Below are 15295 nucleotides of genomic sequence, written 5' to 3' on the forward strand. Positions count from 1 at the left end.
AGTTCGTGCGCCCGATCCCTTCAGCCGTTTTCCGGCGCCGCCCGCAGTGCGCCATGGCGGCGTACGGCCATGCGTCCCCCCGAAGCCAGGGCCGCCGTGACCGCGAGGGCGAAAACACCCAGGGCGATGAGGGTGCCGCTGCGCTCCATTGTCTGTCGGCCCCAGAGGAGCGACAGCACCGTCGGGCTGGAATAGCCGACGTAGACGACGAGATAGAACATCGAGATCAGAGCGCCGCGCCGGTCGGGCGGCGCGAGCGTGTCTGACACGGCCACGCCGGCGGCCAGCGACAGGCCGTTGGCCAAGCCGATCGCCGCCGAAGCCGGGATCACCCAGGGCCAGCCGCCAGGCTGCACCGCCAGGTAGCCCAACGCGCAACCGGCCGCCCCGCACAGGCCAGCCAGGCAGCCGGCACCGGTCGGACCAAAGCGAAACGCCTGCAGCGCCGCGAACGCGGCGAATCCCTGGACCAGCATCGCGCTCAACCCGAGGATGAAATAGACTTGGCCGAAACCGGCCTTGCCGAGCTGGATCGGAAATGCGATCAGTGACAACATCGTGAAGGTGTAGACCAGCAGCCCGCAAGGTGCCAGAAACCAGAGGAAGCCGGCCGCCGTGCCGGGAGGCAGCCCGATGCGGATGCGGGCCGTCCCGTGTCCGGCCACCGTTTCGGGCAATGTCCGCACGACCGCGGCGGCACCCGATACCAGGACGAGCGCGATCAGGAAAGAGAGAATGCGGGGCCAGGGCAGCCACTGGACGAGAATACCGGAGACAAACGGGCCGACCGCGAATCCCGCCGCCATCACGCTGCTGGCCAGCATCGATGCGCGCCGGGCGTCGGCCTCGCCCGCCAGTTCACGCAGCCAAACCGTGCCGACCGTGAAGATCGCGCCGCTGGCAAGCCCTTGCAGGAATCGCGCCGCCAGGATCACCGGTTTGCCCCACAGGGCTGCGCCCAGCAGCGCCATTACCGTCAGCGCCAGCACCCCCGCGGATGGCGCCACGATGGCCTTGCGGCCATACCGGTCCGACAGCGGCCCACCGGCCAGGAAGGCCGCCATCAGGCCGGCGGCGTAGACGGTGAAGAACAGCGTCAGATCGGTGGTCGACAGGTGCAGGTCGAACGTATAGAACAGCATGACCGGCGAGACTGTCTGAGCGGCGTAGGCCACCACGAACAGCGCCGCACACAACGTCAGCCGCTGGCCGGTGGTTTGCGAGTCGTGGTGCGTCATGGGGTCACCCTTTGCCAGGCTTCGGTGCCCGGGCGTGGCCCGGCCGCCGCTGGTGCGGCCGGGTGGCGGGGATCGCGGTCAGCCGCGGTAGACCGGGAAGCGGGCGCACAGGTCGATCACCTGCGCGCGAATGCGAGCGATGGTGTCCGCGTTGTCCATGTCGTCGAGAATCTCGCAGATCCAGTCGGCCAGCAAGCGCGCCTCTTCGGTCTTGAAGCCGCGCGTCGTGATGGCGGGCGAGCCGATGCGGATGCCGCTGGTCACGAAGGGGGGTTGGGGGTCGTTTGGCACCGCGTTCTTGTTGACCGTGATGTGGGCAGCGCCCAGCGCCGCGTCGGCGGCCTTTCCGGTGATGCCCTTGGCAGTCAGGTCCACCAGGAACAGGTGGTCGTGCGTGCCGCCTGAAACGATGCGCAGCCCGTTTTTGACGAAGACCTCGGCCATGGCCCGGGCATTGTCCAGGACCTGCTGCTGGTAGGCACGAAATTCCGGCTGCATGGCCTCTTTCAAGGCCACGGCCTTGGCCGCGATGACGTGCATCAGCGGCCCCCCCTGCGCGCCCGGAAACACGGCCGACTGGATTTTTTTCTGGATCTCGGGGTTGGCGCGGCCCATGATCAGGCCGCCGCGCGGACCGCGCAAGGTCTTGTGCGTCGTGGTCGTTACCACGTCGGCATGAGGCACCGGATTGGGGTAGAGGCCCGCCGCCACCAGGCCGGCGAAATGGGCCATGTCCACCATGAACAGCGCGCCCGCCTTGTCGGCGATGGCGCGAAAGCGCGGAAAATCGAGCACCTGCGAATAGGCGGAGAAACCGGCTACGATCATCCTCGGTCTGTGTTCCATGGCCAGGCGTTCGACTTCGTCGTAGTCGACCAGGTCGTCGGCGTTCAAGCCGTACTGGATGGCACGGTAGAGCCGGCCCGAGGAACTGACCTTGGCGCCGTGGGTCAGGTGGCCGCCGTGGGCCAGGCTCATGCCCAGCAGGGTGTCGCCAGGCTGCATCAGAGCGAGGTAGACGGCCATGTTGGCCTGGGAGCCCGAATGGGGCTGCACGTTGGCCCAGTCGGCGCCGAACAGCTCGCAGGTGCGGTCGATGGCCATCTGCTCGACGACGTCCACGTGCTCGCAGCCGCCGTAGTAACGCTTGCCGGGATAGCCCTCGGCGTATTTGTTGGTCAACTTGGTGCCCTGGGCCTGCATGACCCGCGGGCTGGCGTAGTTCTCCGACGCGATCAGTTCGATGTGTTGTTCCTGGCGGTGGTCTTCCGCCTCGATGGCGGCCCACAGTTCGTCATCGAAACCCTGGATGCGTTCGTTGCCTGAAAACATGATGTCTCCTGTGATGAGTCGAGCGCCGGATGCGTTTGCGCGACTCTCGATGACGAGGCGCAAGGCAGGCTTGTTCTCTATTCTAGGGAACGCAGGCGGGTCGGCTTGTATGTTCGCGCCATAGTACTGGGACGCAAGTGCCGCAGCGGGTATTGTGGTTCGGCGTTCGTGGCGGACTGGTCAGGATGTCCGCGCAGCCGCCACCGAGTTGTTTGGCGGTTGGACGATCCGGCGTTCGCGGCCCGGCGTAATGCCAAAGTAGTCGCGATAGCGGTGGGTGAAATGGGTCACCGAAACGAAACCGCAGGCGGCTGCGACGTCGATGATGGATTGTTCTGATCCCAGCAGCAGCTGCCGCGCCCGCCGTAGCCGCAGTTCCAGATAATATGCGTTGGGCGTGCTTTTGAGGTGCTCCTGAAACAGACGTTCGAGCTGGCGCACCGAAACCTGGATGAAGTGGGCCAATTCTTCCTTGGACAAGGGTTCTTCGAGATTGTTTTCCATCAGCGTCACCACTTCAGTCAGTTTAGGCTGGCTGGTGCCCAGTTGCTGGCGCAGCGGGATCCGTTGGGGATCCTGGGTCGAACGTATGCGTTCGCAGACCATCAGTTCAGAGACCTTGGCCGCGATTTCGTGGCTACCGGTCCGCAGATCAATCAGCGCGACCATCAGGTCCACGGGGGCGATTCCGCCGCTACAGGTGTAACGGTCCCGATCGATTTCGTAAATGCGCTTGGAGACGATGATCTCCGGAAAGTCGGTCAAAAGCCGTTCGGTATCTTCCCAGTGCAGGGTGCAGCGGTAGCCGTTCAGCAAGCCCGCGCGCGCCAGCCAGTAGCTGCCCGTGCAGATGCCGCCCAGGACCGTGCTCTGGCGCGCCCGCTGGCGCAGCCAGTTCAGACAGCGCGGATCTATGCGGGGCGGGATCGGGTTGGACCCGCAGACGAAGAGGGCATCGAACGCAGGGGCCTGATCCAACGCGAAGTCCGGCTGAAGGGGTACCCCGTTGCTGGCCTGGACCGGCGCGCCGTCCAGGCTGATTGTGGACCATTGGAAAAGAAGCTGGTCGCTGGCCAGATTGGCCATGCGCAGAGGTTCCACTGCGGAGGAGAAACCGATCAGAGTAAATCCGGGAACCAGCAAAAAACCGTAGTGCTGTGTGGCAGGGACCGGGCGGCCGTGCGCGGCGTCCTGAACCAAAGGGGTGTCCATCCTGCTTGTCTCCGTCCAAAAAACACTTCCGCTTTCACAAACTGTAGAGCGGGTTTTATCGTCGGTCCGTCTTGCCCGGCGCGGGTCTTCGTTTCCAGGCAATTAAAGGTCGCTTCTGAAAAAAGGCACGCGGCGCGCGGTCTCTAAGATGGTCTGCACGAACGCGGGCGACCGCGCAGTCATTTCAAAAGCCGATGCCAATCACAGGAGACATCCCCATGAGCAGCCTGCAATTTTCCAACGCCGCGACCGCAGCCCAACAGATGCGCGAGACGCGCCTGCTGCAGATTCCCAACGGCCCGCGCGTCAAGCCGACCTTTTCTGCGAGCGAAATGCAACGGCGCGTCGATATGGTGCGTGCGCACATGGCCGCCAATGACATCGATGCCGTCCTGTTCACTTCGTATCACAACATCAACTACTACGCCGATTTTCTATTTTGCCATTTCGGGCGCTTCTATGGGCTGGCGCTCACGCAAGACAAGCACACGACCATCAGCGCCAACATCGACGCCGGTCAGCCGGGGCGCCGCAGCTTTGGCGAGAACATCGTCTACACGGATTGGCAGCGCGACAACTATTTCCATGCGGTCCAGACTTTGCTGAAGGGCAAGAAGCGGGTCGGGGTGGAGTTCGATCATGTCACGGCGGAAAACCTGGACAAGCTGCGCGCCGCCCTGCCGGGCAGCGAGCTGGTGGACATCGGCAAGGCCTGCATGCGGCTGCGCATGGTCAAGTCCGATGAGGAAATCGCCTTGATCAAGCAGGGGGCGCGGATCGCCGACATCGGCGGGGCCGCCTGCCGTGAGGCCATTGCTGTGGGCGTGCCCGAGCATGAGGTGGCGCTGGCATCGACGCAGGCCATGGTGCGCGAAATCGCCCGCACGTATCCGGATGCCGAGCTCATGGACACCTGGACCTGGTTCCAGTCGGGCCTCAATACCGATGGCGCCCACAATCCGGTGACGTCGCGTCGGATTCAGCGGGGCGACATCCTCAGCCTGAATTGCTTCCCGATGATCTCCGGCTACTACACGGCGCTGGAACGCACGCTGTTCGCCGAGGAATGTTCAGATGCCCACCGCCGCATCTGGGAAATCAACGTCGAGGTGCACGAGGCCGGTCAAAAACTGATCCGCCCGGGCGCCCGCTGCTGCGACATCGCGGCGGAACTGAACGAGATCTTCCACCGGCATGATGTCCTGAAGTATCGCACCTTCGGCTACGGCCACTCGTTCGGCGTGCTGTCCCACTATTACGGGCGCGAGGCCGGGCTGGAACTGCGCGAGGATATCGAGACGGTGCTGGTGCCCAACATGGTGGTCTCGATGGAGCCGATGCTGATGCTGCCTGAAGGGCTGCCGGGCGCGGGCGGCTATCGCGAACACGACATCCTGGTTGTGACGGCCAACGGGGCCGAAAACATCACCAAGTTCCCGTATGGCCCGGAACACAACATCGTGAAGGGCTGATCCAGCGCCGCATGAGGGGGCCGATCCCGGCGCGCTCCGGGTTGGTGCCCTCACGCGCTGGGCGGTGGGCCGGAGTCATGAATGGATCCCGGCCGACTTCCAGGGAGGCACATGAATACTCTTCTCGATCCCCTCGCGGTCTCGATGCCGGACGTGCAGAGCGGTCCGGATATGCGCGGGATTTCCATTCAGCGGGTCGGGGTCCGGGGAGTCCGCTATCCGCTGCGGCTGGCGGCCGATGCGAATCCTTCCCGGCAAGTCGTCGCGGATTGGGAAATGACCGTGGCATTGTCCGCTGCGGACAAGGGTACCCACATGTCGCGCTTTATCGAGGTGCTGGAATCCTGGCGCGAGACGCCGCTGTCCGCGGAGGGTTTTTGTCGCATGGCGCGGGCGGTGTATGAGCGGCTGGGTGTCGAGAGTGCTGACGTGTCTGCCCGCTTCCCCTACTTCCTGGAAAAAGCGGCTCCGGTGTCCGGTCTGCGCAGTCTCATGGATTATCAGGTTGTCTGGACGGCTCGCGCCGCGCGGGGGGCGCCAGCCCGTTTCTCGCAACATGTCCGGGTACCGGTGACCAGCCTGTGCCCCTGTTCCAAGGCCATCTCCGATTATGGCGCGCACAACCAGCGCTCGCACGTCCTCGTTCGGCTCGAATACGGGTCGCCCGTCGCGGCCGATCTGGATGCCTTGATTCGAGGTGTGGAGACGCGGGCGTCTGCGGAACTCTGGGGTCTGCTCAAACGCGAGGATGAGAAATTTGTTACTGAGCGGGCGTACGAGAACCCGAAGTTCGTCGAAGACTTGGTACGCGACGTGGCCGTCCTGGTGCGGCGGCTGCCAGGCGTGGCGTCCTATGAAGTGGAGGCCGAAAATTTCGAGTCGATTCACAATCATTCGGCGTATGCCATCGTGATCAGCGCGAACGCGCAGTGACCAGCGGCCGGGCGACCCTTGCGCCACACCGGGCCGCCAGTTCGTTGTCAGACAATTTGATGTCGTTCCCGACAACGAGCCTTGCGAGCGGAACCCGTAGGATCGTCGTTACAGGCAACCTGAAACGACGATGCAAGATGGAGACACTATAGTAGCTGGCCCAGGTTCCCTCGCGTTGTGTCGGTTCGATTTCTCCAGGCTTCCCGGTAATGACCGGGCCTGCTGCCGGACCCACGGCGCATGACGTCAGTATGGAAGTAGATTCTGAAAGGGCGACTGTTCCTTTCATTGTTTCCAACAGCGCCAATCAATATCGGATCCCGCATCGGATATGGTCAGGCGCAATCGAGGAGGACTGGAATATGAAACTTCCCTTGAAACGCAGCGAGTTCGCATCCCGTCGGCGTTTTGTCACGAAAATCGGCAGCCTCATGGGCGCCGCGGCCGTCACCAGCGCGCTACCGCTACGCGATGCATGGGCGCTCGAGACCTTGACCATGCTGACCTGGAATGGCTTTGCCGAGCGCGAGGTGGTCGGGGATTTTGTGGACAAGCACGGCGTCAAGATCCGCGCGAAATACTATACCGGCGGAGACGAAATGCTGGCGCTGATCTCCCAATCCCCGCCGGGCACTTACGACGTCATCCTGGCGGACGGCGAATATGTCCAACAGTTGCGGACAGCGGGTTATATCGACAAGCTGAATCCGGCGGACTATCCCTTTAACGATTATTTTCCGGAATTCCGCAGGTTTCCAATGCTGTGGCATGAGAACGACATGTATGCGTTGCTCATGCGTTTCGGATTTCTGGGGGTTTCGTTCAATACCAAATACATTACCGACGAACAGGCAAGCTCCTACGAGATGTTCTGGGACAAGAAGCTCAAAGGCAAGGTTGCGCATTTCGACTGGCATCTGCCCAATCTCGGTCAAATGAGCCTGCTGAACGGAAATCCCAAGCCTTACGATATCGATGCCGCCGCCTGGCAAAAGGTGCAGGATAGAACCATGAGCCTGCGTCCCCAGATCGCCGGGTTCTTCGGCTATGGCGGCACGCTTTCGGCGCTGAAAACCGAGCAAGTCCATGCGATGCTGGGCATTGGGGACTGGATCACTGGTCTGCTGGCCCGCGATGGCGGTTCATTCAAGACGGTCGTGCCCAAGGAAGGCGGCCTGCAGTGGGATGAGTGCCTGTGCATCGGCAAGGGCAGCCGGAAGACCGAATTGGCCACCAAGTTCCTGCAATACATGGCCTCCCCGGAAGGGCAGGTCAAGGCCGCAACCATGAAAGCTTATCCAGCCCTGATTCCGAATCAAGAGGGGTGGAAGTTGCTGTCGAAGGTCAATCACGTGGCGGCTGAACGTGGGGGCATGCTGATGGACGAATACAACGTCATGAACATCATCCGGGAGGGCCGCATCCACGATCGGCAACTTCCAGTCCAGCAATCTCTGCAGGACTGGAACAATTTCTGGCAGAAGTACAAGAGCGCCTGAGCGGCTCCTGACCAGGCTGGCGCACCCGCGATGCAATGCTGTGGCGGGCGCGGCCTGGTCAGCCGCCTGTCGTTTCAGAAGTCGGCCGCTGGCTCCGGAACAGATATCTTGCGAAGAGCTTGATGGGCCTCATGGCACAGGAGGTTTTGGTGACAATTCCGCGTCAGAGTTCAACGCGATCCCCTGGCGCCGCGTCGCGCGTGCGCCCGTTGCGACGGACGTCGCCGCGTACTGGGCATTTCGTTCCAAAGCAGAGGCTATATACCTTTTCTCTGAGCCTGCCGCCGTTCGTGTGGCAGTTGCTCTTTCTGGTTTTTCCGGTGGTGTTTCTGCTGGTCATTACTTTCTGGTCGGTCGAGTTCTTTCGCCTGAAGCCGGATTTCACGTTTGCCAATTGGGCGTTCATCTATACGCGCGGCTATTTTTACGATGCGTACGTCTTGACTTTCGGCATGGCGATTTTCTCTGCGATCGTCATCAGCGCGATTGCGTTTCCGTGCGCCTACGCGATTGCCTTCAAATTCCGGAAATCGGCACGTCAGCTTGCGCTGCTTTTGCTGATCATCCCCTTTTTCACCAGTTACCTGGTGCGCGTTTATGCTTGGCAGGTCGTCCTGGCTGATTCAGGGGTCGTCAACATGCTCCTGAGCTGGCTGTCGCTGCCGCCAGTGGCGATGCTCAATACCCTCGGAGGCACCTTGATCGGGTATGCGACTTTGTGCCTGCCGCTGGTGACCTTGCTGCAATTGCTCAGCCTCATCTATGTGGACCGGAATCTGGTGGAAGCGTCCCATAACCTAGGTTGCGGCCGTCTTGGCACGATCTGGCACGTCATCATCCCGTCCGCCAGAATCGGCATCATGGTTGCGGCGCTGTTCTGTTTCATCCTGACATTTGGTGATTTCGTCAGTCCTTTGTATTTAGGAGGCGGCCTGAGGACCGTACTGAGCACCGTGATCATCGACACTGTCAAGTCCGGCCAGCAGTGGCCACAGGCGGCCGTCGTGGCGGTGACGATGATCATGACTTTGCTGGCGGTTGCCCTGGCGGCAATCTGGTTCGCTTACCGGAGGCCGAAATGAACGAGAACCGATGGATCAATCTGACACTTTATTGCTATGCCTTTGGAATATTCGCGTTTATTTTCACTCCCATCGCGGCTAGCTTCGTTTTTTCCTTCAATGCGGATCGCTTTCCCACCTTGCCTCTGGGTGATTTCAGTTTCCAATGGTATCGGGACATCATCTCCGACGCCGACATCTGGCTGGCGTTTGGAAATAGCGCAAAAGTCGGTTTCACCGTGGCGGTGGTGTCCACCTTGCTGGGGTTTTGCGCCGCGTATACCGATCATCGCTATCGATTCTTCGGAAAATCGGTCTACCTGACGCTGGCGCTGTTGCCGCCGACCATCCCGGTGGTCATCATGGGGCTGGCGATGCTGGCGTTTCTGTCTCGCGTCAGCCTGTCGGGCAACATTCAGGCGGTCATGATCAGCCATATCGTCATGTGCACCCCGTTTGCAATGGCGGTGATCCGGATGCGTCTGGCGCTGATGCCCGCCGACATGGAAGCGGCCGCCTGGAACCTGGGAGCCAGTCAGTGGCAGGCGCTTTGGCACGTGATCCTGCCATTTTCCTTGCCCAGCATCGCTGCTGCGCTGTTTGTCACCATGGCGGTGTCGTTCGATGAGTATGCCGTTGCATGGTTCGTGTCGGGGCTGGACCCCACCGTGCCGGTCAGCATTCTCACGACCCTGCAGGGGCGCGTCAGTCCGACGATCAATGCGATTGGTTCCATCGTCTTTACGGTCACCATCATATTGGTTGTCCTGGCGCAGATTCTGTTGGTCCGGCGTGGAAAAAACAGGACTCAAAAAATTTTGGCCGCGGCCAAAGGGGAGTGAAATCATGAATCGTCCTCTGGTGGAACTGGATAATGTCAGTAAGTCCTTTGGGGGCTTTACCGCTGTCGAATCGATCAACCTGAACATCAGCGAAGGCGAATTCCTGGCCATCATGGGTTCGAGCGGCTGTGGCAAGACAACGACCCTGCGGATGCTGGCCGGCCTGGACCAGCCCACGCAAGGCGAAATCCGCCTCAACGGAGAGCGCATCAATGAACTCAGCACCTGGGATCGCGATACCCCCCTGGTGTGGCAGAACCTTGCGCTATTCCCCTTTTTGAGCGTCGCCGAGAATGTCGAGTTTGGACTTCGGATGCGTGGCGTCCAGAAGGACGAGCGCAGGCGTCGGGTCGGGAAATGGCTGGAACGCATGGGGCTCGCCGAGTTCGCGGGTCGGGATATCAGTCAGTTGTCGGGCGGCCAGCGCCAGCGTGTCGCATTGGCCAGATCCCTGGTAACCGAACCTCCCATCCTGTTGCTCGACGAGCCGCTGAGTGCTCTGGACGCAAACCTGAAGGTGCGGATGCAAGGTGTGCTGACAGAGTTGCAAAAGGAGATCGGCATCACCTTCGTGTACGTCACCCATAGTCATTCGGAAGCCTTCGCAATGGCCGATCGGGTGGTGATCATGAGCCAGGGACATATTGAACAGGTGGGCACTCCGCAGGAAATCTATTCCAAGCCATGCAACCGGTTCGTGGCGGAATTCATTGGCGGCAAGAACATCATCGAGGGCAATGTGGCCGATATCGTCGGCGACAGGATCATCGTGAGGTCCGATCATGGAGTCCTGGAAACGCCTCTGGCGGCCGGCGGGCGCGTCGCCAAGGGGGATTCCGTGACCTTGTACGTCGGCGCCGAGGACGTGGGCTTCGGCGGGGCTGAGGGCGCGGACCGCAATCGTCTGCGGTGTCGCGTGATCGGAGAAGAGTTCGTCGGCGCCATCATGACGATCCACCTCCAGGCTGAAACCGGCCTGGAGTTGCAGGCCCAGGTTCCCTATGCCGGACGCGCGAAGCTGCCCGTGGAAGACGATGGCTGGGTTCATGTCAGCTGGGGTATCCAGGAAACCCGCATCCTGGGCGCACAGACATGAGCTGACGTGTAGTCCGGAGTATGGCTTCGCTTTCTGGCAAGTCGAGGTCGTTCCTGGAGAAAGCCACCGGGCGTCCTGTCTCTAAGATGGGTTGGGCGGACGCTGAAAAAGCGCCGCCGCTCAATCACCAGAGCCGGTACACTCCCGGGACATAACGGGGGGCCGGCGCACCTTCGAGGAGACACTACATGGAATACGGCACCGCCAGAATTCCGCATGACAAGCGCGAGTATGGCTTTTTTGACCAGGTCGTGACCTGGTTCGGGTCCGGGGTCAATACGGGATCCTGGTATTTTGGCGGGATGGCGGCGGCCATTGGCATGAGTTTCGTCTGGCAGTACGCTTTCATCTATCTGCCGCTGATGATGATTCCCTGGGCCATGATCGGCTGGATTTCCTGGAAGCATGGCGCGTCGACGGTGACCTGTACGGTTCCCGTCCTGGGCGTCCGGGGATCCCGCTGGGCTGGCATCGGTGAGTTTCTGGGCATGATCGGTTGGCCGAGCATCAACACCTTCATCGCCGCGATTTCATTGACTTATGTTTTCCATGCCATGTGGGGCTCGCCGACCTATGGGCAGCCCGGCTCCTTGGTGCCGTTGGTTCTGGGAATCCTGGTGACCGCGATTGTTCAGGGAGTGATCGTCGTGGTGGGGCATCGCGCGATCAAGTACCTGGAATGGATTTCTGTCGTGCTGCTGGTCGTGCTGGGCATCTGGGAAACCATCGTCGTCCTGCAGCACTGGGATTACGCCAAGATCGCCAGCCTGACCTTGCCGGAAGCTCAACATTCGCCGGCATTTTATTTTGACCTGGCTTTCGGGTTCTGCTGGGGGTGGGCGATGATCGGCGACTTTGCCCGCTTTGCCAAGGGGCCTGGCGCCGCCACGGCGGGTAGCTGGCTGGGTGTCAATCTGGGTCAAGGCTGGTTCATGATCGTCGGCGCCATCGGTGTGATCGGCGTCGTGCTGGATACTGGCGTCTTCGACCCGAACAACTCGGATCCCAGTTCCACGATCGCTTCCCTGGGGTTGGGCACCGTTGCCTTTCTTGTAGTGTTCTTCGCCACGGTCAGCACGAACGTGACCGTGTTGTATGGGGCCGGCATGGGGCTGGTGGGCGCCACGCGCAGCGAATCCCCCAAGCGCTATCTGTTGTTTATTGCGCTCTTGCAGTTCGTCATGTGTTTTTTGCCGCTGGCTTTTGACAAATTCATCGAGTATTTCGAGTTCTTCCTTGGGGTGGTCGGAGGGATCTTCGTCCCGTTGTGGACGCTGGTGGTTGTCGATTATTTCATTGTACGCAGGTGCCAGGTCCGGGACGAGGATCTGTTCGCCGAGAATTATCCTGATGGTTCCACCAAGAGCCGCCTGGGCGACTGGAATGCTTCAGGTTGGATTTCGATGGCTTTGGGTCTGGGCGTGTTCTACTTGCTGCACTACAGTCTGACGGATGTTGCGGGGGTTTGGACGGCGTCCTTTCCGGCAATTGGCGTGACGGCGGTCAGTTACCTGGTGCTGGCGCTGGGCTTCAACATGCGACGCACGCGTCTGGTGTGATGGGGAAAGACATGGATCGAGTCCGTATTGCGGAGCTGGCCTGGCCAGCTTACGCGGAGAAAGTCAGAAATGGCGCGCTCGTGCTGGTGCCCGTTGGGGCGTTGGAGCAGCACGGGCCCCACATGAGCATGAATCCGGACGTCCTGCTACCGACGGCCATTTCAGAACGTGTGGCTGCCCGGATGGGCGCGTTAGTGGCTCCGGCCATCGCGTATGGCTACAAGTCGCAGCAAAAAAGCGGCGGGGGCAATCACATGCCGGGCACGACCAGCCTGGATGGCCTGACGGTCACCAGCATCATCCGCGACGTGCTGAAGGAACTGGCGCGCCACGGGGTCCGCAAGGTTGTTCTCGTTAATGGCCATTATGAGAACTCGGCCTTCATTACCGAAGGGGTCGATCTGGCGCTGCGAGAACTGCGTTGGGATGGCATACGGGATTTCCGCAGCATCATCCTGTCGTACTGGGACTTCATCGACCAAAAGACGATTGACGCGATTTACCAGGGGGATTTCCCCGGCTGGGCCGTCGAGCATGGCGGGGTGCTGGAAACCTCTTTGATGCTGCATCTGCACCCGGATCTGGTCGACATGAGTCAGGTTCAGGATCACCCGCCAGCCACATTTCCGCCTTATGATTTTTTCCCGATCAAGCCGGAGTGGACACCGGAGTCCGGCTGTCTGTCGTCGGCCAGCCGAGCCAGCGCGGAACATGGCCAACTGATCTTGACGGTCTGCGTACAGGGCATCGCGGACGCGCTGCGAACGGCGTTTGACTGATCATGCCGTGCCTGGCTTCCCGGCGGGGGGCGCGTGTGGCGCCACCCGACGCGGCGGCGGCCGACGCCCTCGATGTGAGGGATCGTCCGCTGGCTTTACAAAACCACCGTTCGATGCCCGCTGATGAAGACCCGCCGTTCCAGGTAGTCGCGCACGGCCCGGGCCAGTGCGCGGCATTCCAGGTTGCGGCCGGTGGCCAGCAGTTGGTCGGGGGTTTGCGTATGATCGACTGGCTCGACGGACTGGGTGATGATCGGGCCCTCGTCCAGATCGTCGGTCACGAAGTGGGCTGTGGCGCCGATCACCTTGACCCCTCGTTCATAGGCCTGGTGATATGGGCGGGCGCCCTTGAAGCCCGGCAGGAAAGAATGGTGGATATTGATGGCGCGGCCCGCCAGTGCCTTGCTGGTTTCGGGGCGCAGGATCTGCATGTACCGGGCCAGGACAACCAGTTCGGAGCCGGTCGTCCGTACCAGATCCAGGATGGTGGTTTCCTGTTGCGGCCGGGTCTCGTCGGTGACGGGCAGATGGTGGAACGCGATCTCCGCGGCCTCGGCGTGGCCGCGCAGGGTGTCGTGATTCGAAACGACAGCCGTGATGTCCATCGGCAGCTCACCCATTCGGGCGCGAAACAGCAGGTCCGCGAGACAGTGCTCCAGTTTCGAGACCAGAATCAGCACTTTGGGGCGCCGCGACATGTCGTGAATGGCCCAGCGCATGGAAAAGCGTTGGGCCAGCCCGGCGAAATCGCGGTTCAAGGAAGCGATGTCCAGCGCCTGGGGAGGGTCGGTGTGGAAAACGCAGCGTACGAAGAATTGCTGGGTGCTTTTTTCATCGAAGACAGTGAATTCGTCGATATAGCCGCGTCGCTGGTCCAGGAACGAGACGATGGCCGCAACCTGTCCGGCCCTGCTGGGGCAGGACACCGTGAGGCAGAACAAGGCACTGGCGGTCGATGGGGCGGGCGAGGATGAATGTTGCATGGTTCGTCTCCGGTCTAGGTCGAGTGGCCAGCGCGGCGCGCCGGCCCAGTAGTGGCGTCCACTACATCACGGAGGCGCATATCCGCCTAGAATGGAAACGTCATGACGTCTGAATCGTCAGACAGGGAGAAGCAGAGCCATATGAGTACGGGACCAGTGCGCTTTGGCTTCATTTTGCTGCCGCATTTCACCTTGACCGCCTTTTCGGGGATGCTGGATGTACTGCGTCTGGCGGGCGACGAGGGCGATCACAGTCGGCCGGTGCGATGCGCCTGGCAGGTTGTCGATGAAACTCTGGCGCCGGTCCGCTCCAGCAGCGGGATCCAGGTGGTGCCGTCGGAAGTGTTAGGCGACCCCGCCCGCTTCGATTATGTGGTGGTCGTGGGCGGCCTGCTGCAGCGCCCGCCGGTCAGCGCCGGGATGCTCGAATTCATCCGCGAAGCGGCATGCAAGGATGTCCGTCTGGTCGGCTTGTGCACAGGGGTATTCACCCTGATGCAGGCCGGAGTGCTGGATCAGCATCGCATCTGCGTCAGCTGGTTCCATTACTGGGATTTTCTCGAACACTTTCCCTGCGTCGATCCGGCGCAGGTGATCGCTGACCGCCTGTACGTCTTTGATCGGCGGCGCATCACATGTTCGGGCGGGCGTGCTTCGATCGATGTCGCCGCCGAGATCCTGCGGCGCCACATCGATCAGTCCATCGTGCAGAAGGCTCTGCGTATTCTGCAGGTTGAAGATGGGGGCCGGGCCAGCGCGGCCCAGCCGTTGCCGCCAGGAATCCAGCCGACGACGCATCCCGCCGTGCGGCGCGCCGTCCTGCTCATGGAACAGCACGTCGGGCGGGCTCTGAGCCTTGATGAACTGGCCGGCAAGCTGGGCATTTCCGTGCGCCACCTGGAGCGGCTCTTCAAGGAATCGACCGGGCAGGGGCCCCAGGCCTATGCGCGCGGCATGCGATTGCGCCTGGCGGCCTGGATGCTGACCCACACCAAGAAAACCATCGCGGCCATCGCGTCGGAGTGTGGGTTTTCCGATGCGTCCCATCTGGGGCGCGAATTTCGCGCGACTTTCGGAATGCCGCCCAGCGCGTGGCGCGGCCGCGCCCAACTGCCCGACACGCTGTTGTCGCCATCGGACCCGGTGTCCGACTACATCAGCGAGGTATTTCCGGGGCGCAGCGAGTTCTTTTGAAGAAGCGGGAATCTTCCAGAAGTACGGCGAAATAATTCTATCGGGTCCGGCCCGCTTTTGATGTACTGCACCCATCACACCAAACGGGGTGCGCC

At 61.5% G+C, this 15295-nt stretch carries 13 protein-coding genes; 9 read left to right on the top strand and 4 right to left on the bottom strand.

Annotated elements, in window-relative coordinates; translation table 11 throughout:
- Positions 1 to 20: 20 nt before the first annotated feature.
- The 3 genes from BN940_RS07535 to BN940_RS07545 form a co-directional block, all read right to left on the bottom strand.
- Positions 21 to 1238 (bottom strand): MFS transporter, encoded by a 1218-nt coding sequence (locus BN940_RS07535; RefSeq protein ID WP_043681701.1) that lies wholly within the window; start codon positions 1236 to 1238, stop codon positions 21 to 23.
- A gap of 78 nt (positions 1239 to 1316) precedes the next feature.
- Positions 1317 to 2570, bottom strand: a complete 1254-nt coding sequence (gene glyA, locus BN940_RS07540; RefSeq protein WP_043681704.1) for a serine hydroxymethyltransferase — start codon at positions 2568 to 2570, stop codon at positions 1317 to 1319.
- Positions 2571 to 2750: 180 nt separating this feature from the next.
- Positions 2751 to 3782: a GlxA family transcriptional regulator gene (locus tag BN940_RS07545; protein WP_043681707.1), complete on the bottom strand. Its 1032-nt coding sequence runs from the start codon at positions 3780 to 3782 to the stop codon at positions 2751 to 2753.
- Between the two features lie 218 nt (positions 3783 to 4000).
- Here BN940_RS07545 and BN940_RS07550 point away from each other — a divergent pair, with 218 nt between their 5' ends.
- The 8 genes from BN940_RS07550 to BN940_RS07585 all read left to right on the top strand — a co-directional run bounded on the left by BN940_RS07550 (position 4001) and on the right by BN940_RS07585 (position 13023).
- Positions 4001 to 5254 (top strand): M24 family metallopeptidase, encoded by a 1254-nt coding sequence (locus BN940_RS07550; protein WP_242404287.1) that lies wholly within the window; start codon positions 4001 to 4003, stop codon positions 5252 to 5254.
- Between the two features lie 111 nt (positions 5255 to 5365).
- Positions 5366 to 6187 (top strand): GTP cyclohydrolase FolE2, encoded by an 822-nt coding sequence (gene folE2, locus BN940_RS07555; RefSeq protein ID WP_043681710.1) that lies wholly within the window; start codon positions 5366 to 5368, stop codon positions 6185 to 6187.
- Between the two features lie 362 nt (positions 6188 to 6549).
- Complete coding sequence (locus BN940_RS07560) at positions 6550 to 7686, top strand: polyamine ABC transporter substrate-binding protein (RefSeq protein ID WP_043681713.1); 1137 nt, start codon at positions 6550 to 6552, stop codon at positions 7684 to 7686.
- 131 nt (positions 7687 to 7817) lie between these two features.
- Entirely contained in the window at positions 7818 to 8768 is a 951-nt protein-coding gene (locus BN940_RS07565; protein WP_084330827.1) for an ABC transporter permease, read from the top strand.
- Entirely contained in the window at positions 8765 to 9589 is an 825-nt protein-coding gene (locus tag BN940_RS07570) for an ABC transporter permease (protein ID WP_052355684.1), read from the top strand. The genes BN940_RS07565 and BN940_RS07570 overlap by 4 nt, the downstream gene beginning before the upstream one ends.
- Before the next feature lie 4 nt (positions 9590 to 9593).
- Positions 9594 to 10685, top strand: coding sequence for an ABC transporter ATP-binding protein (locus BN940_RS07575; RefSeq protein WP_043681716.1), 1092 nt, complete (start codon positions 9594 to 9596; stop codon positions 10683 to 10685).
- 188 nt (positions 10686 to 10873) lie between these two features.
- Positions 10874 to 12244: a purine-cytosine permease family protein gene (locus tag BN940_RS07580; RefSeq protein ID WP_052355685.1), complete on the top strand. Its 1371-nt coding sequence runs from the start codon at positions 10874 to 10876 to the stop codon at positions 12242 to 12244.
- An 11-nt stretch (positions 12245 to 12255) separates the two neighbouring features.
- On the top strand, positions 12256 to 13023 hold the full coding sequence (locus BN940_RS07585) for a creatininase (RefSeq protein WP_043686302.1): 768 nt from the start codon (positions 12256 to 12258) through the stop codon (positions 13021 to 13023).
- Positions 13024 to 13118: 95 nt separating this feature from the next.
- On the opposite strand, the gene purU is transcribed toward BN940_RS07585, so the two are convergent.
- Positions 13119 to 14006, bottom strand: a complete 888-nt coding sequence (gene purU, locus BN940_RS07590; RefSeq protein ID WP_052355686.1) for a formyltetrahydrofolate deformylase — start codon at positions 14004 to 14006, stop codon at positions 13119 to 13121.
- A 102-nt stretch (positions 14007 to 14108) separates the two neighbouring features.
- On the opposite strand from purU, the gene BN940_RS07595 reads away from it, so the two are divergent.
- Complete coding sequence (locus tag BN940_RS07595; protein ID WP_052355687.1) at positions 14109 to 15200, top strand: GlxA family transcriptional regulator; 1092 nt, start codon at positions 14109 to 14111, stop codon at positions 15198 to 15200.
- The last annotated feature ends 95 nt before the right edge of the window (positions 15201 to 15295 follow it).

The organism is Castellaniella defragrans 65Phen, from assembly GCF_000612685.1.
In the GTDB taxonomy this organism is placed as follows: domain Bacteria; phylum Pseudomonadota; class Gammaproteobacteria; order Burkholderiales; family Burkholderiaceae_B; genus Castellaniella; species Castellaniella defragrans.